The organism is Acinetobacter sp. Marseille-Q1623 (assembly GCF_902809895.1).
GTDB lineage: Bacteria > Pseudomonadota > Gammaproteobacteria > Pseudomonadales > Moraxellaceae > Acinetobacter > Acinetobacter piscicola_A.
Window position 1 is genome coordinate 226736 of sequence record NZ_CADDWG010000001.1, and the last position, 26455, is coordinate 253190.

Below are 26455 nucleotides of genomic sequence, written 5' to 3' on the forward strand. Positions count from 1 at the left end.
GTTGAAAAATGACATGAAAAGTTGGTCAGTATTACAATAAATATTTTTAAAAAATAGATAAATCAGTGACTTAATGTATTTTTAAAATGTAAAAACAATGAAGAAAAGCCAATGCATATCATGATAAGCTTTGCTAATATTTTGTCACCATTGATTGCCCCATAATATTAACAAAAAGGAAAATTCGTATGACTTATAAAATTAACTTAGCAATTGAAACTTCAACTTATCAAGCACTGCAAAATGTCACTGAACGTTTAAATCAGGGCGATAAAGAAAATTTATCTAAACAATTAGGCACGATTTTTACAGATATGTCTTGTCAGGTTTTAGATCAGGTTTTTGGGCGTTTGATCGAAGAAAAACGGGGCAAAAACTTAGATGCGAAAGCCCAAAAAAGTTTAAAAGAAGCCGAACAAATTTTTGAGCAAATTGAAAGTGCATTACGAAAATATATGCCATGGTCGATTTCATTTTTTGGAAATGATCGGCTAAAGCCTGTGGCAAATCATATTTTGCAGAAATTTGACCCCTCTAATTCTGAACAGATTTATATGTACTATATGTTAGACCGTCATTTAGGTGAGCAAGCGAGTCAAAATATTCAACAGGTTTTAGACGGGAATCTTCAAGCGCTCCCCGCTACTTTAAAAAATTTAATCAAAATTATTGATTTGGGCATTTCTGAGTTTATTCGAGATCCAAAAACCTTATTAAAATTTAATTTTGTGGTCGATAAAACTTTAAATGGTGTCATTAATATGATTACCAGTACAGGGTATAAACGCCTAGAAAAGGTAGGGGATGAATATAAGGCAGGTGATGCTGAAAAAGCACAGCATTATGCAAAACATTTTAACAGCTTCTTGGTACGTGTATAGTTGAGTGGATGCTAACAGTTTATAAATGACTTTGCTGGTCATATTTTTCATGGCATATTTAAAATCAAAGCTTTAGAGAGTAGTTTCATGGAAGGAAAAGTAGTTTGGATTACGGGTGCTTCATCAGGTTTAGGTAAAGCATTAGCCAAAGAATGTGCGTTACAAGGTGCACAGGTGGTGCTGAGCGCACGCCGTTTAGACGAGTTGGAAAATGTTCGTGTGAGTTTGCTCAATCCAGATCGTCATATTTCAGTTGCCATGGACATCACCAATGAATCACAAGTTCGTCATGCTTATGAGCAAGTGCTCAAAGAAACGGGTCGAATTGATTGGTTGATTAATAATGCGGGTCTCAGTCAACGGGCATTGATTGCAGATACGACTATGCAAACTGAACGTGCTATTATGGAAATTGATTATTTTTCACAAGTCTTTTTAACGAAAACGGTATTACCGACCTTTTTAAAACAGAAATCAGGTCGAATTGCATATGTGTCGAGTATTGCGGGTTTACTTGGTACGCAATATCGTGCGTCATATTCGGCAGCAAAAGCCGCGATTCATATGTGGGCAAATAGTTTGCGTGCCGAAGTTGCCAAAGACGGTGTGAATGTTTCGGTGATTTTTCCAGGTTTTGTCAAAACCAATGTATCTTTTAATGCATTGAATGGTGAAGGTAAGCCGCAAGGTCATCAGGATGAAGCCATTGAAAATGGTTTAGATGCAGATGAGTTTGCACAACAAACAGTAGAGGCTTTACAAAAAGGTGAGGAGTTTATTGTGGTTGGGGGACGCAAAGAAAAACTGGGTGTATTGGTATCGCGCATTTCACCGAAAATTTTATATAAAATGATTCGGAAAATGAAAGTGAAATAAATTTATTGATTGAAACAGGGTGGTAGAAATTTACACGAATATTGTTCTAAAAATAATGTGTGAATTTCTCTTTCACACTTGTCATCGCAACAAAAAATGATCCTAAAGTTTGATGGTCAGCAGTATCAAGTACTTGCATTATATAAACACGATTATGTTTATTCGATATAAGATGCAGTGGTTAGAGCTTTGTATTGTAAAGTTATTCTTATATGATAAAAATTGAATTAAGTGAAAAATGGTAATATGTTAAATAGTGAAATGACCTTAGCACAACTTAATCAATTTTTGGCCAGTAAAGCGCAGCAGATCCAAAAGGCATTTAAAAATCGTGATTATTTGAGTGCTAATCAACAACTTTTAGAGCTGATAGAAGTTGTTCCTTCACATCAAAATGTTTTGTGTGATTTAGCGATCACAGAAATGCGATTAGGAAATTATCAAATCGCATATGATTATTTGCAACAAGCGATACAATACCATCCTCATACTGTAGAAATTAATACTTACGATGCAATGAGTGAAGTATGTTATTTTTTAAATGACAGAAAGCAACAAAAATATTATGGACGTTTAGCAAATCAAGCAAAAAAAGATGCAGTGCAGCATGAAAAAAGATTAAGCCTTCCTCAGACTGCACCACCACAATTCAACCCACAAGAACCATCTGAAAATATTATTAGTTACTCTCTATATGGTGATTTACCACGTTATTGTGAAGGGGCAGTATTAAATACTCAATTTGCGAAGGACATTTTTCCTGAATGGACATGTCGTTTTTATATTGATGAAAGTGTACCACGCAAAATTGTAGAACGATTAAAAGCATTAGGTGCACAGATCATTTATGTGAATGAAGAGCAAAGACAGCTTTCAGGTTTATATTGGCGCTTTTTTGTCATGCATGATCCACAAGTAAAACGTTTTTTAGTCCGTGATGCTGACTCATTTTTATCTTATAAAGAGCGTGCGGCGGTTCAAGCATGGATTGAGTCAGATTGTTATTTTCACTGTATGCATGATTCATATGATCATGTAGAGTTATTATTAGCAGGAATGTTTGCCGGTTGTTCAGGTATTTTCCCTGATATTGAGCAAGATATACGCCAATTTTTAGCTCGGGATCGACATCTGATTGAACGGGTAATGGATCAGCACTATCTACGATATTGTATTTGGCCTACAGCCGCACAAAGTATTTTGATCCATGATAGTCAAGAGTATGATGCTACAGCGTTAGATTTTCCATTACAAACAAATGAATATGATGAAAATTTTCATATTGGTCGTATTGAAGCGAGATGGAAGGTACAAGTAGAACATTCATTTGAGCCAAATACATGGTTAATTTGGTCTTTAAAAGATGAAAATCAACACACAATTTGTGAATATGATGTTTATGTTGAAAGTAACGTATTTAATATTATGCTTCCTAAAATTTATACCGATCATTTGAATCGTGGTGAATGGTATATTGAAACTCAACCTAAGAAAATAAATAGTTACTGATGTAAGATAAATATACATAAGTCCATTGTTATTCAAACTTATGTGGCTTTATGTTCAAATAGGCATAACTTGAAAAGTTATTTATAGGGAAAATAGATGTCACAAACAAGCATGCAACAGATCATTATTACTGAGCCGGGCGGCGTAGAAAAACTTGCCTATGAAACAGTTACAGTGCCAACAGCACAAGTAGATGAGGTCTTGGTTAAAGTACATGCTTTTGGGATTAATCGCCCTGATATTTTGCAGCGTCAAGGTTTATACCCAATGCCAAAAGGTGTTACACCTGTGCCAGGTTTGGAAGTTGCAGGCGAGGTTGTGGCTGTAGGCAGCGATGTCACTAAGTTTAAAGTGGGTGACAAGGTCTGTGGTCTAACCAATGGTGGAGGCTATGCTGAATATTGTGTTGTACCTGAAAGTCAAACGATTCAAATTCCACAAGGTGTTAGTTTTGTACAAGCAGCAGCGATTCCTGAAACATTTTTTACCGTATGGGCAAATGTATTTCAAATGGGCAATGCCAAAGCAGGTGAAACAGTGCTTGTACATGGTGGTGCAAGTGGGATTGGTACAACTGCATTGATGTTATGTAAATCTTGGGGTCTAAAAAGTTTTGCTACAGTAGGTTCGGATGAAAAAGTCCAAGCCATTTCAGACTTAACAGATGCAATTAATTATAAAACGCAAGATTTTGAGCAAGTCATTAATGAAAAAAATGGCAACAGTGGGGTGGATGTAATTTTAGATATGGTGGGTGCGCCATATTTAGAAAAAAATCTCAATTTGTTACGCCGTGATGGGCGTTTGGTCTATATTGCATTTTTAGGTGGAGCCAAAGCCAAAGATGTGAAATTAGGTCAAATTATGATGAAGCGTTTGACGATAACAGGTTCAACGATGCGTGCCCGCAATACCGCTGAAAAAGCTGAAATTGCCAAAGGATTGATGGAGCATGTCGCTCCACTTTGGGCGAAAGGTGAATGTCTACCGATGATTTATCGCACCTTTAAATTTGACCAAATTCAAGCTGCACATGCCTGTATGGACACAGGCGAGCATATTGGTAAAGTTGTGGTTGAAGTGCTTTAAAACTTAAAGCATTTCAACGTGAAAAGTGTCTAAATGTGTTCTGTGTAGGGGAATGTAATCTACACAGACTAGACCAACGCTATAACAATGCTGTGATGTGCGGATACTACAATTTTCAAATTTTAACTCTGATTTAATTTTAAAATTATGCGAAAATAGCCATTCAAATTTTTTGTATTTTTAGGACTCCCATGACAGATTCTTCTGCTGCACTCAGCGATATTGAAATTTTAGATATTTTACAGTCAATGAAATCTGACCAATTAAATATTGAAGCACAAAAAATCATTCGTGAAGGCGGAAAAGCAGGACGTCAAGAAGCACATAAACAGGCATTGGTAGCCCTTCATCAAAGTTTTGAAGATAAATTCGTTGAAGCAGTTACAATGGCTTTGCATTTAAATGATGCGCAAGCTAAAAAAATTCGTTATAAAAAAGACCGTATTCGTATTTTAAAAGCCAAAGGTATTGATTACTTAGCGATTGATGGTGCCGAAACAGCACAAGTATTAGGACAAGTTGCACAAGCAATTTTACGTGAAGATGCAAAAGTCACTCATGATTTACATAATATTTTTCCCTTCTGGAAAGAAGGTTGGCCAATGGTGCAATTTGACAGCGCATTCAAAATTTTAGATGAAGATATTAATATTCACTATCAAGCGGTGTTAGATCGTTTAATTGAAAAACATTAAAAAAGACAAATGAAAAAAGCGCCATTAGATGGTGCTTTTTTTTTAGACATTGGCGTTATGCGAAAAATCTCGTTATGCACTTGTCTCAGGCGGTTCGACTTCACTTCTTTCTAGTAAGCGTGTGACGAGTAATTGGTCAATTTTAAAATGATCGACATCGACAACTTCAAATTTATACCCATCAAAAATAACTGTATCGGCAGGGCGTGGGATTTTACGTAGTTTATACATCATAAAACCTGCGAGAGTTTCATAATTTTCTTCGTCAGGCATTTCATCAAGTGCAAGTGCATGTTTTAAATCTTCAATCGGGGTGCTGCCATCGATCAACCAAGAATTATTATCGCGCTTAATGATTTGTTGGTCTGCTTCAATCGGTGTTACCCAGTCTCCCATCACCGTGATCATAATGTCTGAAAGTGTGATGACACCGACAACAAGCGCATATTCATTAATCACCACAGCAAATTTTTCTTTGGTTGAACGAAAACGGTCAAGTAATTCAGATAAAGTTAATGTGTCGGGAATGGTTAAAACGTTACGAATAGTATTTTCATTAAGTTGTAATAAAGACTGATTATTTAAAATACGAACCAAAATATCTTTAGCATCGACATAGCCAATGACATCATCAATGTTGTTATTACACACCAAAAACTTAGAATAAGGATATTCGGCAAGTTTTTGACGAATACTTTCTTCTGATTCTTTTAATGTAAAAAATACAACATTTTCACGTGTAGTCATACTAGATGGAACATTACGTTCTTCAAGCTCGAATACATTTTCAATAAAATGGTGTTCCTGTTTTTGCAAGACACCTGCTTGTGCACCAGCATCCATCACAGCTGAGATATCATCAAAAGTGATATTGTCATCTCGAGTCGTATTGATCTTAAATAAACGAAATAATAAATTCGCAATCATGTTAATAAACCAAGCCAAGGGTTTACAAATCACGATAAAAATTTGAATCGGTTCAATCACTGAGACGGCAATTTTTTCAGGTGCAATCATCGCCAAACGTTTCGGCATCAGATCTGCAAATAAAATAAATAATGACGTCACCAAAGTGAATGATAGTGAAAAACTGATGGTGTCAGCCCAAGGACCTGTATAAAAATGAGATACAAACTCAAGGAAGTAAGGTCGGAAAGCACCTTCACCTAAAATACCACCTAAGATGGCAACGGCATTTAAACCAATCTGAGATGCTGCAAAAAAATCTGCTGAATTTTCTTGTAAATCTAGAACCTTTTGTGCTCGTTCATCTCCAGCTTCAGCAAGAATTTTGAGTTTAACTTTACGTGCACCCGCAAGTGCAATCTCAGTTAAAGAGAGAAATCCTGCACCTGTAATGAGGAGTGCCATAATGACAATATTTTGAAATAGGCTCACGAATCCACCTGTGGATCTTGATTATTATGAATATTTTTAACACAAAAGCACCCAAGAGCATAAATTATTTATCCTCTTGGGTGCTTAGTATAAGCTGAAAATGAAGAATCGTAATAATTAGATCATTAATAATGTGAAAATTGTGAGTTATTCAACATAAATTCACGATTTTCTTCTTCGATCATTTGACGTGCAACATATAAAATAAGTTGGCGTAACCAACGATGTGCAGGATGATGGTGAAGTAAAGGACACCAAGCCATTTTTAACTCAAACTCTGGAATATAAAACGGTGGATCTTTGATTAATAAGTTTTGGCTTTTGGCTTGTAAACGTGCAATACGAGTCGGGAGAGTGGCAACTAAGTCAACATTAGATGCCAATAACGCAGGCATTTGATAATGACGGGTAAATACCGAAATTTTACGTTTTTGACCAATCCGCTCAAGTGCTTGATCAATCCAACCTAAGCCTGCTTGTTTCTCAGGATTTACGCCAAAGCCAACGCCCATACCTGTTTTAGATACCCAAATATGTTGTGCATCTAAATAACTTTTTAAGTTTAAATTATTGGCAGCAGGGTGTTTCCCATTTAAAAGACAAGAGAAGCTATCACGCCATACTAAAACTTGGTGAAAACTTTGTGGAATTTCATTAAAACGGTTAATGGCTAAATCAACTTTTCCTTGTTCCATATCACGATAGGACACATCACTCGGTGTTAAAAAGTCGAGTACCACATTCGGTGCTTCAGAACGTAAGGCTTTGACAAGGCGAGGCACTAAAGTTGCTTCAGCATAGTCAGAGGTCATGATACGAAAAACACGATTAGATGTATAAGGTCGGAACTCGGTACGGGGTTCCAAAATCATGGATAAATCTGAGAGCGCATCTCGAATACGAGGCTGTAATTCTAAAGCACGTTCTGTCGGAGTCATCCCTTCAGAAGAACGAATCAAAAGTGGATCATTAAACAAATTACGTAAACGACGTAAAATATTACTCATTGCCGGTTGAGTGACACCCAATTGCTCTGCTGCACGTGTAACATTTTTTTCACGTAACAACACATCAAGATAAATTAAGAGATTGAGATCAACCCGCTCAAGATTCATATAAAAAATACCGAAAATAAATTTTTAAAATCACGAGGATTATGCCATAAGCAAATAGTTTTGTGTTAAATCGAGATAAAAAAACTCAGCTTTGACTTTATTCTAGATTCTAGTGTGGTCAATCTACTTGAAGTGATCGCCTAATAAAGCAATCGCTCATTTCTAATGATTTTAATCTCTATAAAGTTAATTTACATTGAACCATAGTATTTTATTGCTCTATATATGGTGTGAAAAATATATATTTTTTGCAGTCGAAATTATCGGCTGTGAATAAATAGGTATTTAAAAGACAATTTCAACAATTTTTTGCCGCCCCAAGACTTAAGTATAATGCGGTTTAAAATTTAAAAATGCATGAAAATTACACAAAATTAAAAAGTTGTTTAATTTTTAATTTCAATAAAAACAATGAATTAATATTTTGTAATATAATTATAATACGACTTTGATCTACATATTTTTTAAATAAATACTGAGAATTAACGCAAAATATTGGATTAATTTTAGAAGTCACTCTAAGCTAAGTCCATAACAACGAAGCGTACTAAATCTGAACAAATAGATAGTACTAGATTTAGCGATTCGATGGGATGAAATCCTAATATTAAGACAGGAAAAAATCATGACTACATACCAAACAGCGATTGATGCAATCCGCGAATTAAAAGCAAAATTCGGCAACACTTGGGCAGACATCAGTCCTGAAGATGCTGCACGTATGCAAATGCAAAACCGTTTCAAAACTGGTTTAGACATTGCGAAATACACAGCTGCGATTATGCGTCGTGATATGGCTGAGTATGATGCTGATTCTAGCAAATACACTCAATCATTAGGTTGCTGGCACGGTTTCATCGCACAACAAAAAATGATTGCGAACAAAAAATACTTCGGTACTACAAACAAACGTTATATCTATCTTTCAGGCTGGATGGTAGCTGCGCTTCGTTCAGAGTTTGGTCCACTTCCTGACCAATCTATGCATGAAAAAACTTCAGTTCCTGCATTGATCGAAGAAATCTATACTTTCCTTCGTCAAGCTGACGCAAAAGAATTAAACGATTTATTCCGTGCGCTTAAAAAAGCACAAGATGCTGGTGATACTGCAAAAGCTGCTGAAATCACTGCACAAATCGATAACTTTGAAACTCACGTTGTGCCAATTATTGCGGACATCGACGCTGGTTTCGGTAACGAAGAAGCAACTTACTTACTTGCTAAGAAAATGATTGAAGCTGGTGCTTGTGCGCTTCAAATTGAAAACCAAGTATCTGATGCAAAACAATGTGGTCACCAAGCTGGTAAAGTAACTGTTCCACACGAAGACTTCATCGCTAAAATCCACGCATTACGTTATGCATTCTTAGAAATGGGTCTTGACGACGGTATCATCGTTGCACGTACTGACTCTGAAGGCGCTGACTTGACTCAAAAAATCCCAGTGGTTAAAGAGCCAGGTGACATTGCTTCTCAATACATCAGCTACTTAGACACTGTTGAAATTGATATTGCTGATGCTCAAGAAGATGAAATCTTGATCAAACGTAATGGTAAATTACACCGTCCTAAGCGTTTAGCTTCTGGTTTATATCAATTCCGTGAAGGTACTCAAATTGACCGTGTTGTACTTGACTGTGTAACTAGCTTACAAAACGGTGCTGACCTTCTTTGGATCGAAACTGCAACGCCTAACGTTGAAGAAATTGCTCACATGGTTAACCGTGTACGTGAAGTTGTTCCAAATGCGAAACTTGTTTATAACAACTCTCCATCATTCAATTGGACATTAAACTTCCGTCAACAAGCGTACGATCGTTGGGTTGCTGAAGGTAAAGACGTTTCTGCTTACGACCGTGCTAAATTAATGAGCGCTGAGTACGATAACACTGAATTAGCTGCTGATGCTGATGAAAAAGTACGTACATTCCAAGCGGATGCTTCTCGTGAAGCGGGTGTGTTCCATCACTTGATCACACTTCCGACTTACCACACAGCTGCTCTTTCTACGCATGAGCTTGCTCAAGGTTACTTCGGTTCTGAAGGTATGTTGGCTTATGTTGCTGGCGTACAACGTAAAGAAATCCGTGGCGGTATCGCTTGTGTTAAACACCAGGCAATGGCTGGTTCGGACATCGGTGATGATCACAAAGAAATCTTCTCTGGTGATAACGCGCTTAAAGCACACGACGATGCTAAAAACACAATGAACCAATTCGCTGCTCACTAAGTCGCGAACTGATTCGAAAAAACCCAGCGAAAGCTGGGTTTTTTATTGTGATCTCATCATTGTAAATAAGTTGTAATGAATTAGACCAAGATGAATTAATTTAATTCTTTTGCTAATTTATAATGTTCAGCGATAGGACCTTCAATTTTTGTACCTGTTTCACGATTGCGCGCCTCAAGAAAATTTTCTCCTACAAAGAATTTTCGTTCATCTGCATTTTTATCTAAAGTAATGATTGAGCCTGTTGAATCAAAAGTAAACTTGCCTTTAGATTCAAATTTTTTCTCGTCACCTTTGCCGCCTTTGTATTCTTCTTCTAATTCATAGGTTTTATCTGCATTTAATGTTAATTCCGTTTCTATGCCTTCACAGTCAGCACAAGGGAGTAAACCTTTATATTTTCCTGCCCAGTCCAAACTATTTTCTGCTTGATGAGCAGAGTCCGCTGCAGTTGTTGTTTGAGTCTGGGTTGTAGTAGCTTGTGTTTTATTTTCGACTTGGTCTGTATTTTTTTCAGTAGATTTGGAACAAGCTGTCAAAACAAGACCTGATAATATTAAAATAAGTACTGTTTTTTTCATACTATTTACTCACTATAAAGATATTCCAAAATTTAAAAGTTTTCTTTTTGGGAAAATAGACAATAAATGTAAGCACTTTGGTGATTTTGTATAAATATGATTGGTAAGTAGAACTAAAATAAGTCAGATTTAAAATGATTTATTACAAAAAAGAGATGATGGATTTTTATAGATTAATTCTCAATATACGCAAAATTTACATCTAGAATATGTTGGATTAAATCAAAACTTTAAGATAAAAATCATTTGGAAAAATATAATGTACAAATGTGATTTAATTGTTTGAAAAATAATCAAATTTAAGTTTTATATTATGATGATATTGTTACAATCCGCGAAATTTTTATCTTTATAAGTGCGGAATTGTCATGTTCGAAAAATTGGCAGAACAAAGTCTTGGGGCAATGGGGTGGGAAATTGATAATCATTGGGATTTAACCATTGATCAATGTGTCATGATTGCAGCGCCACATACCAGTAATTGGGATGCTTTATATGCACGTTTAGCACTGAAAGCTTTAGGCGTGAATGTACGTATTACCATTAAAGATAGCTATATGAAATTTCCATTTGGACCATTTGTTCGGGCAATGGGAGGAATTGGCATCGATCGTCGACCTAAAAAAGAGGGGGAAGCACGCCCAAGTATGGTTGAACTCATGACGGATTTATTTAAAACGCATCCTAAATTAGTGATGTTGGTGACACCTGAAGGGACACGTTCAAAACAAGAAAAATGGAAAACAGGTTTTTATCATGTTGCTGTCAATGCAGGTGTGCCGATTGCATTGGCTTACATGGACTATGACAAGAAAAAAACAGGTATTGGAAAGATTGTTTATCCATCAGGAGATTATGAAAAAGATATGGCAGAAATCATGGCATTTTATGCAAAAATCAATCCAAAATTCCCTGAATTATTTAGTGTTGATACACGTTATTATACTGATAAATAAATAGTCAAGTAAAAATAAAAGACAGGGTTTATTCTGTCTTTTTTCTCATTATTCTATAAATAATTTTTGATCTGCTGTTAGGTGTGTTTACGTCGGTAATAGCATGTGCTGTAAACGAAGTTGTAATTTTTTGTTTGATGACTTTGGTGGTTTTTTAGAACGCCACAGCACAGAGATTTAAATGAGGCATAACCACAGCTTTTTATGAAATTGGTCTTTTATTCCTTTTCAAGATTTTCATTTATTTGTGTAGATATTTTTTCACTTTGCACGCCACCTAAAGCCTCACAAGAAGATTTATATACATCATATTGTTGTTGTACAACATGATCTAATGGAATTTGAAATAAAACATCACCTGATTTATAGCTATCAATATATGACATGGCTTTTTCACGGCTTACTGCAAGAGAACGCTCATGGTAAGAGGTGATGGGACTATGTGCCAGTTCTGCGCTTTCGATATTTTTACATTCAAATTGACTGAGTAATTTTTCTGCTGATTTTATTTCGCTAGATGTGCCGATAGCACAACCTGTTAAGATGACAGCTAAACTTAACAAAAATGAGGATTTCATCACATTAGTAGTATAAAAATGAGGATTGAAATTATATGCGTAATATTTTGAATTAAATAGCTAAATTTGATTAAAAATTGACATATTGATCATCTTTTGTCTTAGGGTTTATTTAAAATTGTAAGTAAATATTTATAGCAGTGTAGAAGTGCTTAAAAATAGACCAGACATAAATAATAAACTAAGCACAATTCGTTTAAATTGTTGTTCAGAAATTTTATAAAACAATTGTGCACCTAAAATTGCAGGGATGCTGACGGTAATCATCAAAACAATAATATAAGAAAGATGACTGCTATTGAGCGTGCCATGCCAAAGATAAACCAATAAGGTGAATAATTGAATGGCAAAATTAAAGTGTCGCAGGATATAACGTTGTTGCTCTTTAGAGAGTTGTTTGAGCATGACCCACGCGGAAGGTAGTGCGCCACAGAAACCGCCTAAGCCGCCCAAAATCCCGCCGAGAAATCCGACGATACGGTCAGCAGTTTTGCCCATTTTTTTGAGTCGTGGTAAGGCGGGTGCAAAATAGATGATTGGGCACCAAAAAATGAGAAATACACCTAACACAATTTTAAAAATATCTTGGTGAATATAATGTAAAAGTGCTGTACCAAGCGGAACGCCAATTAAACCAGCAAAGATATACGGCTTTACCAAAGAAAAGGGTAATGTGTGTTTTTGTTCTTTGCCAAGTGAAATGCAATGACTCCAAAGAGATGCAAAGACTAATAATGGTGCAGCAACTTGTGCGGGAAGCACCCAGATCCAACATGACATAGCGATCAAGGCGAAAGCAAAACCTGTTAAACCTTGTACAAAACCAGCAAGCATGGCACCGATACAAAAAATGACCCAAATCATGTGTTATGCCAAGCAATGAAGACATAAAATCGTAGAGATAGAAATTTAGACATGCAACTTCATCGATTTAAATAGACTTTTATTTTAAATGATTTTGATCATTGAACGTATTTTTCATCAAATAACAGGTGATCTATTTGTACTTTATGAAAAATTGAATCTTGATATAAAACTGAACTTATTCTTCACATAAGTTACATAGTTCTAACAGGTCTATTTCAATAAATTATGCTACAAAGAAAGCATATTTTATTGGAATTTGATCTATGTCACAGTTTGTTTTTTCTCATTTAAATCAAACAATTTTACATTATGCAAAATCTGCGTTATTGGTTGGTACTTTATTGGGAGCGACTCAATTTGCAGTTGCAGGAGAGGCAGTAGATCAACTGAGTGAGTGTTTAGTGAAATCAACGACTGCCGCCGATAAAACGACCGTTTTGCAATGGACATTTACTGCATTGGCACAGCATCCCGATTTAAAAACTTTTGCGCATGTCACAGATGAACAAAAAACGGCTTTAGATAAAAACTTAGCACAAACCTTACAACGCATTTTAACGGAGCAATGCTCTACGCAAGCACAAGCGGTGATTAAGGCTGAAGGTTTACAAGCGGTTGGTGAGAGTTTTCAAGAGCTGGGGAGTATTACAGGTGAGGAAATTTTAAAAACCCCTGAAATTAAACAGCAGTTAAATGGTGTGTTGAAATATATCGATTTAAATAAATTGGTGATGACATTTTTAACCCCTGATATTTGGAATAAATTGGGTGTGGTGAGAGATAAATGATGAAAAAATTACTCATAGCAAGTTCCTTATTTATGCTTGGCTTACAAGCAAGCTATGCTGATTCTAAAATCAGTCAGCAATACACAGCGTGTATGAATAAAGCAAGCAGTACCATGGGTATGGTGCAGTGTACTTCGGCTGAAACTGCTCGTCAGGATGCACGTTTAAACAAAGCCTATAACGCTTTAATGTCAAAGCAGACTAAAACCCGTAAGCAAGAATTACAAGCAGTACAGCGTTTATGGATCAAATATCGTGATGCCAATTGTAAATTTTATGTAGACCCGAATGGTGGCTCAATTGCTCAGGTTAAAGCTGCGAATTGTGTGATGAATGAAACATTAAAAAGGGCGAATGAATTAGAAAACTTAGCTTCGCTTTGATAGATAATAAGAGTAAAAGACCTGATTTTTCAGGTCTTTTTATAGAAAAATCAATTGTGAAAGTGCTTGTGTATTTAGTTGCGAATAATACTGTTTGTAATGGGGCGAGCATACATCTTAAATCAGATCAGGATAAAACTTTTCATATTCAGGATTCGGTTCAGGAGTAACTTTTAAATTGCCTTTATAGCCTGTAATAAAACTATAAATTTCCTTTCTCGGTTGCTCATGCCAAGATAAATTAAAGGCACAGAAGGTGTCTTTACGTTTAAAAAATTGCATATGGCTATAGGGTAAATGGTTATGAATCCAATAAGCGATTTGTTTCCAATTGGCGGTATCTTTTTCAATCAGTTCAATGAGGGATGGAATGACGATACAGGCTGTTGCACCATAGCCTTTTGAGTTAGGGTAATCCCAAATATGACTTGCATAGTTACTTTCGTTACTGCCACAGTTATGTTTATTTTCATTACCGAGTCGATTTACAGTACATGAACGATAGGCAGAACGAATTTCAAGCCGTCCAAATTTGTCTTGGAGTGGTTCTAGTAGTTGTTCACAGAGCTGTGTGCCTGTGCGAATGGCAATATCAGGATGCTCAGGAAAGTTTTGTATACCGTCCCAATTGGCGATTTCACTATAAAGAAAGTCGCGCATAAAGAATGATTCGAAGAATAGAGGGCACTTTTTAACAGCCATATTTAATTAGGTTTTAGATCTTCCTTACTATCGTTTGTAGTATTAATTGCTAATTTTTCTGACTTTAATAAACTAGTAGTCATTTTTAGGACTTCCGTAGATGACTTGATTTGATCTTGTATAAGGCTTTCCGTGGATGAATAATGTGTTTCATCTAATGGTTGTCCAAAATATTTTAAAGCTAACTCTTTTCTTATTTCATCTTGTGCTTGGTCACTAATTGTAGATAAAAAGGACGGAATCGCTTGTAACTCTAGATGACGCTGTTCAGCACTATCAGCTAATTTTCTGTATTGGGTAGCCTGTTTAAAAAAATAGGTAATAAGAAATATCGCGACTAAGATAAAGGTAATTTTAAAAGTGATTAGAGAATAAAGTAAATGTGGATAGCGATGGTATATCCATAGACAAACAAATGTAGAAACAAAACTTAAAGCTATTGTGCCATAGCCTAAATTTTCGAGATTTTTATATCTAGTTTTATAGGTAGTGTGTGCTTTATCATAAACCTGTTCTGTTGCAACACCTTGTAATTTGTTTATTACCTGATCAAATTTTTCTAACTTTTGGTTTGCTACTTCAATTTGTTGATCAATTGCTACTTTGATAACGTCATTTATATATCGATAGCTATGTTGAAAATTATCAATTAAATCTAATGCTGAATTTATATAATTAATTTGCTTTCGCAGATCTAAACGAGAGTAATCATTTGAAGTATCAAGCATAATTATATTAAATTTTTCTTTTACATTGCCTATTGTATTTGATAACAATTTCTTCAGATTATCGAATGTATCTAGCTCGACTTGATAACTCTCAATTTTATTTTGTAGGCTTTCTAGCTGATTTATTAGTTGCTGTAATTGTGATTCAAGAAGTGGATTTTTAATAATATTAGGGTCTTGAAGCTTTTGATTAAACTCATTCGCATCATTTAAATCTTGTTGAAGTTCACTAAGTATTTTAATCATAAAAAAAACCCCGCATTAAGCGAGGTTCTTATAACACGAAATCAACCAATTAGCGAATAAATCAACCAATCAATTTCTTCATCAATTCATTCACTTGCGCAGGATTCGCTTTACCTTTCGCTGCTTTCATCACTTGACCAACAAGACCGTTAAAGGCTTTCTCTTTACCAGATTTATACTCTTCAACCATCTTCTCGTTCGCAGCAAGTACGTCTTTAATAATCGCTTCAATCGCGCCTGTATCAGTTTCCTGTTTCAAGCCTTTTTCAGCAATAATCTCGTCCGCAGTTTTGCCTTCTTCCCACATAAAGCCGAACACTTGCTTTGCAATCTTACCGTTAATGGTGTTGTCCACAATACGCGCGATCATACCGCCAAGTTTTTCAGCAGATACAGGAGAGTCATGAAGCTCTAAGCCAGCTTTGTTTAAAGCACCTGAGAATTCGCCCATCACCCAGTTTGCAGCAATCTTACCTTGCGCAGCACCACCTGCAGCTTTCACCACGTCTTCATAAAACTCTGACATTTCACGAGTAAGCGTAAGCACGTGAGCATCGTACTCAGTCACGCCAAAGTCAGCCACAAAACGCGCACGACGTGCAGCAGGAAGCTCGGGCATCGTCGCTTTAATCGCTTCGATTTGCTCATCTGCAATAATCACAGGCAACAAGTCAGGGTCAGGGAAGTAGCGGTAATCGTTCGCTTCTTCCTTCGAACGCATAGAACGCGTTTCCATCTTCACAGGGTCGAACAAACGTGTTTCTTGGTCGATCGTGCCGTCCCATTCCAAGATTTCCATTTGACGTTCAATTTCAACATTGATCGCTTGTTCAATGAAACGGAATGAGTTCAAGTTTTTCAACTCACAACGTGTACCAAACGGTTGACCCGGACGACGTAGTGACACGTTACAGTCCGCACGGAACGAACCTTCTGCCATGTTACCGTCAGAAATGCCTAACCAACGCACAAGCGTGTGAATCGCTTTAATATACGCCACAGCTTCTTCAACTGAACGCATATCAGGTTCAGAAACGATTTCAAGAAGTGGTGTACCTGCACGGTTTAAGTCGATGCCTGACATACCTTCGAATTGGTCATGGATCGATTTACCTGCATCTTCCTCAAGGTGTGCACGTGTCACGCCGATGCGTTTGACTGTGCCATCTTCAAGTTGGATATCGATATGACCTAATCCCACAATGGGGTTATCCATTTGGCTGATTTGGTAGCCTTTAGGCGAGTCAGGGTAGAAGTAGTTTTTACGTGCAAATACAGAGGCTTGGTCGATGTAGGCATCAATACCTAAACCGAAGCGAATCGCTAAATCCACCACTTCTTTATTTAATACAGGTAGAACCCCTGGCATTGCCAAGTCAACAAGGCTCGCTTGGGTGTTGGGATCTTGACCGAATTCAGTCGATGAACCTGAGAAAATTTTAGAATTTGTTGCTAATTGCGTATGGATCTCAATACCAATCACAACTTCCCAGCCATCAATCAAGTTTGATTTAGGTTTAGTCGCGTTCTTAGACATTATGCATTCTCCTCAGCAATTGCCGCACGTTTGGTATGCCAATCCGTTGCTTGTTGGTATTGATGCACCACAGACAACAATTGAGATTCTGACCAGTAGTTTCCGATCAACTGTAAACCGACAGGAAGGTTATTTGCATCAAAACCAACAGGGGCATTGATTGCAGGTAAGCCTGCTAAGTTCACTGCGATGGTATAAATGTCACCTAAGTACATTTCTACAGGGTCTAAAGAGGCACCAATTTTATAAGCAGTGGTTGGTGCAGAAGGGGCAGCAATCACATCGACAGATTCAAAGGCTTTTAAGAAATCTTGTTGGATGAGACGACGTACTTTTTGTGCTTTGACATAGTAAGCATCGTAATAACCCGCAGATAGCGCATATGTTCCGATCAAGATACGGCGTTGAACTTCTGCTCCAAAACCTTCAGAACGTGAACGTTTATATAAGTCTAAAATATCTTTTGGATTTTCAGCACGATAACCATAACGTACACCATCATAGCGCTGTAAGTTTGAAGATGCTTCGGCAGGCGCAATCAGGTAATAAGTCGGTACATAAGCGTCAGTCATGTTGAGGTCGATTTCAACCAATGTTGCGCCCATCTCTTCTAATTTTTTCAAAGATTCTTCAACACGTGCTTTAACGTCAGCATCCAGACCTTGTACATTGAAGTATTGTTTTGGAATACCAATACGTAAACCTTTGACTGTCGTTGCATTTAAGTCAGCAACATAATCATCAACGTCTTTGTTGACTGATGTTGAGTCTTTTTGGTCATGACCTGCCATGACATTCATCAAATAGGCACAGTCTTCTGCCGAACGTGCCATTGGCCCACCTTGGTCAAGTGATGATGCATAAGCAATCATCCCGAAACGGGAAACACGACCATAAGTCGGTTTTAAGCCTGTAAGGCCGCAGAATGACGCAGGCTGACGAATAGAACCACCTGTATCCGTACCTGTTGCAATCGGCGTAAGATCAGCCGCTACAGCCGCAGCAGAACCACCAGATGATCCTCCCGGTACGCAGTCTAAGTTCCACGGGTTCTTAGTTGCACCATAGTATGAGCTTTCAGAGGTTGAACCCATAGCGAATTCATCCATATTGACTTTACCTAAAGTCACTAAGCCAGCTGCTTTGGCTTTGCTGACTACAGTTGCGTCATATGGAGAAATGAAGTTGTCTAAAATTTTTGAACCCGCAGTGGTTTTGATGCCTTGGGTACAGAAAATATCTTTATGCGCAAGCGGAACACCTGTTAGTGCACCTGCCATTCCTGATTTCAATAAACCATCAGCAGCATCAGCTTGGGCAAGTGCATGTTCAGGGGTAACCGTTACATAAGATTTCACGTGTTGGTCAATCTTTGCAATACGGTCTAAATAATGTTGTGTCAATTCACGAGATGAAAACTGAGCGCTTTTTAAGCCTTCAGCCATTTCACGAACAGATAAGCGATGTAAATCAGTCATGGGAACAATTCTTTACGATTAATTTGGGAAATAGATTTAACTGTTTAAATTTTATTCAATCACACGTGGTACGAGATACAAACCGTCCTGTACAGCAGGAGCAACGGCTTGATATTCTTCACGATGATTGCTTTCAGTTACAACGTCTTCACGCAAAGGTTGTGGATTGTCAAATGGACTCTTAAGTGGCTCAACACCTTCGGTATCAATGCCTTTCAGAGTTTCCATCATCCCTAAAATTTTATTTAAACTTTGAGCATATTCAGTAGATTGCGCATCATCTAGCGACAATCGAGCGAGGTTAGCAATCTGCGATACAGTTTGCGCATTTAAGTCTGCAGAATGCTGAGCATCTGAAGTTGACATGATGTCTCACCTAATCAGTTTTAAAAAAAGTTAAAATATCGTGCGTTATAATAAGCGATTGACTTGTCCAAAGCATCACATTTAGTTAAAGTTGCCATCTTGCGTCCATACTAAAGTTTAACTGAGAACGACCCGTGATTCTAAAACGACTAATTGGCTTGTTTTCGCCAGATCTTGCCATTGATTTAGGTACTGCTAATACACTGATTTATGCACCAGGACGGGGCATTATATTAAATGAACCGACGGTTGTGGCAATTCGCCACAGCGGTTCACAAAAAATTGTAGCAGCTGTAGGCTTAGATGCTAAGCAGATGCTAGGCCGTACCCCTGCAAACATTTCTGCTATTCGTCCAATGAAAGATGGTGTAATTGCAGATTTTGAAGTCACTGAAACCATGTTAAATCAATTTATTGGCAAAGTGCACGAAAAACGTTTATTTCCACCTGCGCCACGTGTAGTTGTATGTGTTCCATGCAAATCTACACTAGTTGAGCGCCGTGCGATTCGTGAGGCTGTATTTAATGCTGGTGCGCGTGATGTGCGCTTAATCGAAGAACCAATGGCAGCAGCAATTGGTGCAGGTATGCCTGTTGAACAAGCATGTGGTTCAATGGTCGTTGATGTGGGTGGTGGTACCACTGAAATAGCCATTATTTCGCTACAGGGTTGTGTGTACGCAGATTCTTTACGTATTGGCGGCGATGTATTTGACGAACAAATTATTAACTATGTCCGTAAAGCACATGGTTGTGTGATTGGTGAAACCACAGCTGAAATCATTAAGAAAGAAGTGGGCATGGCGATTCCTGAAGAAAAACCTTTAGAAATTGAAGTGCGTGGTCGTAACTTGGCAGAAGGTGTGCCACGTGCCATTACTGTCACTTCAGATGAGATCTGCCAAGCGATTGCTGATCCATTACAAAGTATCGTTTCTGCTGTCAAATCAGCACTTGAACAAACACCGCCTGAATTATCTTCAGATATTGCAGAACGTGGAATTGTGTTGACTGGTGGTGGTGCTTTATTACGTAATTTAGATAAATTACTGGCTAAAGAAACAGGTTTACCTGTAGTCGTTGCCGAAGATCCTTTAACATGTGTCACCCGTGGTGGTGGAAAAGTCTTAGAATTCTTTGATAATCCGAACCATGATATGCTTTTTGTAGGCTAATCTTCTGTAGACTAAGTTTAAGGACGAGGCGGTGCAACCGAATCTCTTTTCAAGACAACCGCCATCTTTTCGTTCATTCATCATTGCGGTGATTACATGTGTGGTTGTGCTGTTTTTTAATTGGCGTATGCCCCATGTGATTCAACCTGCAAGAGATGTCTTGTATGCCGCATATAACCCCATTTATGCGCTTGCGAGTTATCCTGTATTATCGAAAGAATGGCTTAACCAGCAAACTAAGTCTGAAGCCCAATTGCGCCGTGAAAATACTGCGATGCAAGCGGAATTGCTTCAGGCGCAAGTGCGCCTACAGAAATTGTCCGAGCTTTCTGCGGAAAATACTCGTTTGCGTGGATTACTCGATACGCCTTTGATTATTGATGGACGTATGGAAATTGCAGAAGTGATTGGTACAGATGCAGATCCACTACGTCACATCATTATTATTAATCGCGGTTCGTCTAGCCAATTACGTGTTGGGCAGACGGTATTGGATGATAAAGGCATTATGGGACAGATTATTAATGTCTATCCACATAGTAGCCGTATCATGCTGTTATCTGATAAAGAGCATTCGCTTTCTGTGCGTTTAGAACGTTCAGGTATGCGTGCAATTGTGACGGGTACAGGTGATTTGGGGCGCTTGAAAATGGAATATGTTCCAACCAGTGCCAATATTAAAGTTGGGGATAAAGTCTATAGTTCAGGTTTAGGACAACATTTTCCAGCAGGTTATTTAGTGGGAACAGTGTCGAAAGTAATGCGTCATAACTCAGGTGAGTTTGCGAGTATTGATGTTGCGCCTGCAGCACAATTAGCAGGGGGGCATCATGTGGTGGTATTATTTTCTGACTCATTAGCGATGGAGCAGCCGCATGTTGATCGCTAAAAAATTGTCTTCGCAACGTCAGCGTAAAGATCCATTTATTATCATTATCTTGTCGGTGGTGATTGCCTCGATTTTAGTGGTCTATCCTTTGTCTTATGGCATTGCAGGCTGGCGACCTTTGTTTATGCTGTTAATCACCTTATTTTGGGTGTTGTGTCAGCCGACATGGTGTGGTGTTTGGTTCGCATTTTCGATGGGTTTGTTTACAGACTTGTTGCTTGATGCACCACTAGGAATGAATGCACTGAGTTACGTGGTGTTGGCATTTTTGACACGCTATTTCATTCGAGAAAGACGTGTACTGACGTTTAGTAATTTATGGGTCATTATTAGTTTAGCTGTGATTGCGCATCTCGTCTTTACCTTGTTGGCACAAACTATGTTTGGGATCAACTTTTCTTTAACACGACATTGGCAACCTTTAGTTGCAAGTATTTTAAGTTGGCCAATCTTATATTATCTTTTGAAAAAATGGCGAATTTAATATTAGCCTCTAGTTCACCTAGACGTAGAGAACTGTTGCAACAATTGGGTTTAAGCTTTGAAGTTTTAAGCCCAGATATTGATGAATCTGTTTTAGAAAATGAACATATAGAATCGTATGTACGCCGTTTGGCAGAAACGAAGGCGCAAACTGTACTGGCAAGTCAACCGCATGCTGTCGTGCTTGCAGCAGATACAAGTTTAGTATTCAATGATCAGATCATTGGTAAACCTGAATCTAAACAGCATGCTTTTGAAATTTGGTCATTATTATCTAATAATGAACATGAAGTTTTGACTGGAATTTCTGTCGCGACAGCTGAAAAATCAGTAACACAAGTGGTTAGCACACGTGTTCAATTACAAAAATTAAGCCTAGAAGATATGGAATATTATTGGGCAACTAGAGAACCTTTAGGTAAAGCAGGTGCTTATGCCATTCAGGGGATCGCTGCACAATATGTCACTCGTATAGAGGGGAGTTATACGAATGTGGTGGGGCTTCCTTTACACGAGACGGTACAGTTATTAAAAGCGGTTAAGGCATTAAATTAACCACTTCAAAAGAATTTTTATAATGTTTTGAGTTTTTATTATGTCTGACGAGTTATTGATTAACGTCACCCCTATGGAATGTCGGGTAGCGCTAATCCAAAATGGCACGGTCAATGAATTATTTGTTGAACGTACAGTAAAGCGTGGTCTTGTAGGCAATATTTACAAAGGAAAAGTCGTGCGTGTGCTGCCTGGAATGCAGGCTGCTTTTGTGGATATCGGGCTTTCTCGTACAGCATTTTTACATATTAATGATATGGTTTGGCAAAAAAATCAGCCTACACCCAATGTCTTTGAGTTATTACAACCCGGACAAATCCTGACCGTTCAAGTCATGAAAGACATGTTAGGAACCAAAGGTGCTCGGCTCAGTACAGACCTTTCTATCCCTTCACGTTATTTGGTATTAATGCCATATGGAAGTCATATTGGTGTATCGCAACGAATTGAATCAGAAGAAGAACGAGACCGTTTGCGCTCGATTATTGAACGTATTCAGGGTGAACATAAATTACCTGGTTCAGTGATTGTACGAACTGCGGCGGACGGTATAGATGAAGCATCCATTATGCAAGATATGTGCTATTTGGTTAAGCTTTGGGAATATATTCAACGTAAACAAAAAGCGATTGCTGTACCGTCATTAATTTTTGAAGAATTGCCTTTACCGCAGCGTGTGATTCGAGATTTGGCAAATGAAAATACGGCTAAAATTTATGTAGATTCACGTGAAATTCACAGTAAATTACAAGAGTTTGTCAAAGAGTTTGTACCGAATATGGAGCAACACTTGCTGCATTATCCGGGTGAGCGTCCATTATTTGATTTATATAATGTTGAAGAAGATATTCAAAAAGCATTGCAAACTCGGGTTGCTTTGAAGTCTGGTGGTTATCTGATGATTGATCAGACAGAAGCCATGACGACCATTGATGTGAATACCGGCTCTTATGTGGGTGGGCGTACACTTGAAGACACCGTATTTAAAACAAATATGGAAGCGACGCAAGTGATTGCACGGCAATTACGTTTACGTAACTTGGGCGGCATTATCATTATAGATTTTATTGATATGCAAGAGGCAGAGCACCGCGAAGCGGTGATGCAGCATTTCGATAAAATGTTAGAACGAGACCATGCTAAAACAAAGATTACCCAAGTATCTGAACTTGGCTTGGTGGAGATGACGCGTAAGCGTACCCGAGAGTCTTTAGAACATCTGCTGTGTGAGTCTTGCCCAACCTGTCAAGGGCGTGGTTATGTAAAAACTGCCGAGACAGTATGTTACGAAATTTTTCGAGAAATTTTGAGATATGCGCGGGCTTTTGAGTCACAAAGTGGTTTTACTGTCGTTGCACATCCATCTGTGATTGACCGTTTATTAACAGCAGAAGCGCCTGCTGTGGCGGATTTGGAGCATTTCATCCATCGTGTGATCAAGTTCCAAGTTGAAAATTTATATACGCAAGAGCAATACGATATCATTTTAAGTTAAAATTGTAACAGGATATCGTTAAACACTTGTTACAACTGACATTTTACTTTCTAGCAGATTAATTTCACAATACTAAGCATAACAAGTAGCCATAGATTCGGATTTGAATCTTAGCAAGTGAGGTAAATATGACAGTAAGTGAAAAAATTATCACACGTAATCTACAACATGTGTTGGACAACCAACCCAAGAATACCTGTGTAATGTTAGATGAAAATGGCAAAGAAGTGAGCATTACTAAAGATATGGTCGTGACCATGTGTCATCAATTGCTCAAACAATGTCGTAATATTAAAAACTAAGGGGCAATTTAATCGCCCCTTAATTTATTTGTATCGTTTCAACATCATTCTTCAAAAATAGCAATCAGAAAAATAATTTTAAAATTGCACATTTTAAGCCGATACTGTCTTGGCAATATCTTCCACTTGATCATGTTCTGCAATAAGCTTTTCAAAGCGTTGAATCTCATCTTCTAAATGAGTCAAAAGATTTTGCATTTTAGGCAAAGTACGGCGGCAACCTGTTAAACCCACTTCAAGTTTATCTAAATAACTGGTCATTGTGATATTGAGGGCTTGTCCATCAAGTACGATTGATGCTGGGTAGAGGGCATCGAGTTTGGCACCATTCCAATAGAGAGGTTCGCGAGGGCCGGGAACATTGGAAATAATCACGTTAAATGCTTGGTGTTTAGGCAATATGCCTGAAGCAATATTTAAACCTGCAGGTCCATATACAAAGGCACTATAATTTAAAATTTGATTGGCATTCATGCGTTTAAAACGATTTTTTGCATTTTGTACACTGCGTTTAATAATGTCTAAACGCTCTAAAGGCTCATCTTTATGCGTCCCTAAATTTGCCAAAATCATCGTGATCCGGTTACTTACGTCTGAATCATCATCACGTAATGAAGCCGGCACCATTGCAATCAAAGGCTTTTTAGGTAAAGCGTTTTGACTGGTCAAATATTCACGTAAAGCACCTGAACAAACAGCTAAAACCACATCATTAATGGTGACATTTAGGGCTTTGGAAATGGTGCGAAAACGATCTAACTCAAAAGACTGAGCTGCAAAACGACGAGACGAACTTACCCGTTGGTTAAAAATACTACTTGGTGCTTGAAAACTTGATACATAGTCAGGATTTTTGCCCATTTCTTTAAAAATAGTTTGGCAAAGTTCTTGGGTAACTTTTGGTGTAACCTCAATTTGCCCTTTAATGGTGGATAAAATATTTTTAATTTTACTGACTTTAGGTGCTTTTAAGCGTTTGGCACGTTTGCCTTCCACACACCAAGGAGGAATGATTGATTTTGAATTGGGATCTTTGGAAAATGATTTTTCCAATAAACGCATACCTGCAACACCATCGATCATGGCATGATGGATTTTAAAATACATGGCAAAACGATTACCTTCAATGCCTTCAATGATATGGCATGTCCATAATGGTTTAGCACGGTCAATTAAAGCACTATGTTCTTGTGAAATATAAACCAATAATTCGCGTATTCTTCCGGGATGTGGCAGTGCGATATGGCGAAAATGGTGGTCAATATCAAATTCTTCATCTTCATCCCAAAATAGACCATTTAAACGATTATTAAAGGGTGGAACAGGAATAGATTTCGAGTTTCGTATGTCTGCAACGAGGTCTTGAATAAACGTAGAGGGTGCATCATCGGGGATTTGAAATAAAAACAATCCTCCAACATGCATGGGTTGTTGGCGCTTTTCTAGATTTAGAAAAATAAAATCAAGAGGGTGTAATGGTCGCATGGTAATGATTTGCCTCACTGCAAAAACAACAACGACTCAGATAATTTGAGCGCTGATTTTTTAGAATTATCCATCTGATTTTAGTATAAAGTGAAACAAAAAAGAATAGTGAATAAAGTGTGAATACTGGGGCTATAAAAAAAGCCAATGAATATCAGTGGCTTTTTTTGAACTACTTTTTAAGGTTGCCTGCGTGTAAACCACACTCTTTATGGGTTGCTTCTTCCCACCACCAGCGACCCTCACGTTCATGTTGATTTGGCAGTACAGCTCGAGTACAAGGTTCACAGCCAATGGAAATAAAACCTTTTTCATGCAGTGGATTAAATGGTACTTCCATCATACGGATATAACTCCATACGTCGGCACTTGACCAATTGGCTAAGGGATTATATTTAATCAATTGTTTGCCTTCGCCTGAAAAACCTAAATCTGCCTGAATCACAGGGATTTCTGTACGTGTTCCTGGACTTTGATCTTTACGTTGACCTGTAATCCAACCATCTAGCGTTGCAAGTTTTTTGCGTAAAGGCTGAACTTTACGAATACCACAACATTCTTTATGTTCATCTTGATAAAAGCTAAATAGCCCTTTTTCATTGACAAGTTTTTGAACGGCTTCAGCTTCAGGAAAGCAGATTTCGATTTGAATATTGTAATGCTTACGAACAGTTTCAATGAACTGATAGGTTTCAGCATGTAGACGCCCCGTGTCTAAGCTAAACACGCGAAAGGGCTTGCCTAAATTTGCAGCCATATCAATCAGTACGACATCCTCAGCACCTGAAAAAGAAATGGCAATTTCACCGTGTTGTGAAAGTGCTAAGGCAAGAATGTCTGATGGAGATTTATCAGCATATTCTGCTGCAAGCGCATCTACATGATCAATTGTAGGAATAACAGTCATTTGTTGCCTCTGGCTTTAGCTTGAAGCTATGTTGTACTTTGAAATTGATCATATTTTAAAGTAAATGAAATAAACTGCTTAGCAGATTAAATACAATGCTTATGAATAAAATAGATTTATAAAGTTTCGTTAAATTGCGCAATCTTTAATGCTATGATAGC

The 26455-nt window shown here is 37.7% G+C and carries 27 protein-coding genes; 15 read left to right on the forward strand and 12 right to left on the reverse strand.

What is annotated here, in order from left to right; all coding sequences use genetic code 11:
• Nucleotides 1–188 precede the first annotated feature (188 nt).
• The 5 genes from HUV91_RS01055 to HUV91_RS01075 all read left to right on the forward strand — a co-directional run bounded on the left by HUV91_RS01055 (nt 189) and on the right by HUV91_RS01075 (nt 5050).
• Nucleotides 189–881, forward strand: coding sequence for a hypothetical protein (locus HUV91_RS01055; protein WP_174492243.1), 693 nt, complete (start codon nt 189–191; stop codon nt 879–881).
• An 87-nt stretch (nt 882–968) separates the two neighbouring features.
• Nucleotides 969–1757, forward strand: a complete 789-nt coding sequence (locus HUV91_RS01060) for an SDR family NAD(P)-dependent oxidoreductase (RefSeq protein ID WP_174492244.1) — start codon at nt 969–971, stop codon at nt 1755–1757.
• Nucleotides 1758–2003: 246 nt separating this feature from the next.
• Entirely contained in the window at nt 2004–3266 is a 1263-nt protein-coding gene (locus HUV91_RS01065) for a tetratricopeptide repeat protein (RefSeq protein WP_174492245.1), read from the forward strand.
• Nucleotides 3267–3362: 96 nt separating this feature from the next.
• Nucleotides 3363–4355 carry an NAD(P)H-quinone oxidoreductase gene (locus HUV91_RS01070; protein ID WP_174492246.1) on the forward strand — a complete coding sequence of 331 codons (993 nt, stop codon included), beginning with the start codon at nt 3363–3365 and terminating at the stop codon, nt 4353–4355.
• A 191-nt stretch (nt 4356–4546) separates the two neighbouring features.
• Nucleotides 4547–5050, forward strand: a complete 504-nt coding sequence (locus tag HUV91_RS01075) for a hypothetical protein (protein WP_174492247.1) — start codon at nt 4547–4549, stop codon at nt 5048–5050.
• 72 nt (nt 5051–5122) lie between these two features.
• Here the strand turns inward: HUV91_RS01075 and HUV91_RS01080 are convergent, their stop codons facing one another.
• On the reverse strand, nt 5123–6448 hold the full coding sequence (locus HUV91_RS01080) for a hemolysin family protein (RefSeq protein WP_130074688.1): 1326 nt from the start codon (nt 6446–6448) through the stop codon (nt 5123–5125).
• 125 nt (nt 6449–6573) lie between these two features.
• Nucleotides 6574–7563, reverse strand: a complete 990-nt coding sequence (locus HUV91_RS01085; protein ID WP_111860377.1) for a LysR family transcriptional regulator — start codon at nt 7561–7563, stop codon at nt 6574–6576.
• Between the two features lie 625 nt (nt 7564–8188).
• On the opposite strand from HUV91_RS01085, the gene HUV91_RS01090 reads away from it, so the two are divergent.
• Complete coding sequence (locus HUV91_RS01090) at nt 8189–9793, forward strand: isocitrate lyase (protein ID WP_174492248.1); 1605 nt, start codon at nt 8189–8191, stop codon at nt 9791–9793.
• Nucleotides 9794–9888: 95 nt separating this feature from the next.
• On the opposite strand, the gene HUV91_RS01095 is transcribed toward HUV91_RS01090, so the two are convergent.
• The gene (locus HUV91_RS01095) at nt 9889–10374 is read right to left on the reverse strand and encodes a copper resistance protein NlpE (protein WP_174492249.1); all 486 of its coding nucleotides are present in this window, start codon (nt 10372–10374) and stop codon (nt 9889–9891) included.
• Between the two features lie 368 nt (nt 10375–10742).
• Here HUV91_RS01095 and HUV91_RS01100 point away from each other — a divergent pair, with 368 nt between their 5' ends.
• On the forward strand, nt 10743–11330 hold the full coding sequence (locus tag HUV91_RS01100; protein ID WP_174492250.1) for a 1-acyl-sn-glycerol-3-phosphate acyltransferase: 588 nt from the start codon (nt 10743–10745) through the stop codon (nt 11328–11330).
• A 218-nt stretch (nt 11331–11548) separates the two neighbouring features.
• Here HUV91_RS01100 and HUV91_RS01105 read toward each other — a convergent pair whose 3' ends face one another.
• Entirely contained in the window at nt 11549–11908 is a 360-nt protein-coding gene (locus tag HUV91_RS01105; protein ID WP_130074692.1) for a hypothetical protein, read from the reverse strand.
• A gap of 132 nt (nt 11909–12040) precedes the next feature.
• On the reverse strand, nt 12041–12772 hold the full coding sequence (locus tag HUV91_RS01110; RefSeq protein ID WP_174492251.1) for a sulfite exporter TauE/SafE family protein: 732 nt from the start codon (nt 12770–12772) through the stop codon (nt 12041–12043).
• 266 nt (nt 12773–13038) lie between these two features.
• Between HUV91_RS01110 and HUV91_RS01115 the strand changes: the two genes are divergently transcribed.
• Both HUV91_RS01115 and HUV91_RS01120 read left to right on the forward strand, forming a co-directional pair.
• The gene (locus HUV91_RS01115) at nt 13039–13563 is read left to right on the forward strand and encodes a hypothetical protein (RefSeq protein ID WP_174492252.1); all 525 of its coding nucleotides are present in this window, start codon (nt 13039–13041) and stop codon (nt 13561–13563) included.
• On the forward strand, nt 13560–13946 hold the full coding sequence (locus HUV91_RS01120) for a lysozyme inhibitor LprI family protein (protein WP_174492253.1): 387 nt from the start codon (nt 13560–13562) through the stop codon (nt 13944–13946). The genes HUV91_RS01115 and HUV91_RS01120 overlap by 4 nt, the downstream gene beginning before the upstream one ends.
• A 117-nt stretch (nt 13947–14063) precedes the next feature.
• Here the strand turns inward: HUV91_RS01120 and HUV91_RS01125 are convergent, their stop codons facing one another.
• From HUV91_RS01125 to gatC, 5 genes are all read right to left on the reverse strand, one after another.
• Entirely contained in the window at nt 14064–14606 is a 543-nt protein-coding gene (locus tag HUV91_RS01125; protein WP_228721824.1) for a hypothetical protein, read from the reverse strand.
• Between the two features lie 44 nt (nt 14607–14650).
• The gene (locus HUV91_RS01130; protein ID WP_174492255.1) at nt 14651–15622 is read right to left on the reverse strand and encodes a hypothetical protein; all 972 of its coding nucleotides are present in this window, start codon (nt 15620–15622) and stop codon (nt 14651–14653) included.
• Nucleotides 15623–15683: 61 nt separating this feature from the next.
• Nucleotides 15684–17159 carry an Asp-tRNA(Asn)/Glu-tRNA(Gln) amidotransferase subunit GatB gene (gene gatB, locus HUV91_RS01135; RefSeq protein ID WP_174492256.1) on the reverse strand — a complete coding sequence of 492 codons (1476 nt, stop codon included), beginning with the start codon at nt 17157–17159 and terminating at the stop codon, nt 15684–15686.
• Nucleotides 17159–18637: an Asp-tRNA(Asn)/Glu-tRNA(Gln) amidotransferase subunit GatA gene (gene gatA, locus HUV91_RS01140; RefSeq protein WP_174492257.1), complete on the reverse strand. Its 1479-nt coding sequence runs from the start codon at nt 18635–18637 to the stop codon at nt 17159–17161. Before gatA ends, gatB begins: the two co-directional genes overlap by 1 nt.
• A 51-nt stretch (nt 18638–18688) precedes the next feature.
• On the reverse strand, nt 18689–19003 hold the full coding sequence (gatC, locus tag HUV91_RS01145) for an Asp-tRNA(Asn)/Glu-tRNA(Gln) amidotransferase subunit GatC (protein ID WP_130074700.1): 315 nt from the start codon (nt 19001–19003) through the stop codon (nt 18689–18691).
• Nucleotides 19004–19137: 134 nt separating this feature from the next.
• Here gatC and HUV91_RS01150 point away from each other — a divergent pair, with 134 nt between their 5' ends.
• From HUV91_RS01150 to HUV91_RS01175, 6 genes are all read left to right on the forward strand, one after another.
• Nucleotides 19138–20178 carry a rod shape-determining protein gene (locus HUV91_RS01150; RefSeq protein ID WP_130074701.1) on the forward strand — a complete coding sequence of 347 codons (1041 nt, stop codon included), beginning with the start codon at nt 19138–19140 and terminating at the stop codon, nt 20176–20178.
• Nucleotides 20179–20209: 31 nt separating this feature from the next.
• Entirely contained in the window at nt 20210–21067 is an 858-nt protein-coding gene (gene mreC / locus HUV91_RS01155; protein ID WP_130074702.1) for a rod shape-determining protein MreC, read from the forward strand.
• Nucleotides 21054–21551 (forward strand): rod shape-determining protein MreD, encoded by a 498-nt coding sequence (gene mreD / locus HUV91_RS01160; RefSeq protein ID WP_174492258.1) that lies wholly within the window; start codon nt 21054–21056, stop codon nt 21549–21551. Before mreC ends, mreD begins: the two co-directional genes overlap by 14 nt.
• On the forward strand, nt 21539–22105 hold the full coding sequence (locus HUV91_RS01165) for a Maf family nucleotide pyrophosphatase (RefSeq protein ID WP_174492259.1): 567 nt from the start codon (nt 21539–21541) through the stop codon (nt 22103–22105). The genes mreD and HUV91_RS01165 overlap by 13 nt, the downstream gene beginning before the upstream one ends.
• Before the next feature lie 40 nt (nt 22106–22145).
• On the forward strand, nt 22146–23600 hold the full coding sequence (gene rng, locus HUV91_RS01170; RefSeq protein ID WP_174492260.1) for a ribonuclease G: 1455 nt from the start codon (nt 22146–22148) through the stop codon (nt 23598–23600).
• A gap of 128 nt (nt 23601–23728) precedes the next feature.
• Nucleotides 23729–23902, forward strand: a complete 174-nt coding sequence (locus tag HUV91_RS01175; protein ID WP_165353094.1) for a PA1571 family protein — start codon at nt 23729–23731, stop codon at nt 23900–23902.
• A 93-nt stretch (nt 23903–23995) separates the two neighbouring features.
• Here the strand turns inward: HUV91_RS01175 and HUV91_RS01180 are convergent, their stop codons facing one another.
• Both HUV91_RS01180 and HUV91_RS01185 read right to left on the reverse strand, forming a co-directional pair.
• A complete protein-coding gene (locus HUV91_RS01180) occupies nt 23996–25387 on the reverse strand; it encodes a WS/DGAT/MGAT family O-acyltransferase (RefSeq protein ID WP_174492261.1) in 1392 nt (463 codons plus the stop codon).
• Between the two features lie 172 nt (nt 25388–25559).
• The gene (locus HUV91_RS01185; RefSeq protein WP_174492262.1) at nt 25560–26294 is read right to left on the reverse strand and encodes a phosphoadenylyl-sulfate reductase; all 735 of its coding nucleotides are present in this window, start codon (nt 26292–26294) and stop codon (nt 25560–25562) included.
• Between the last annotated feature and the right edge of the window lie 161 nt (nt 26295–26455).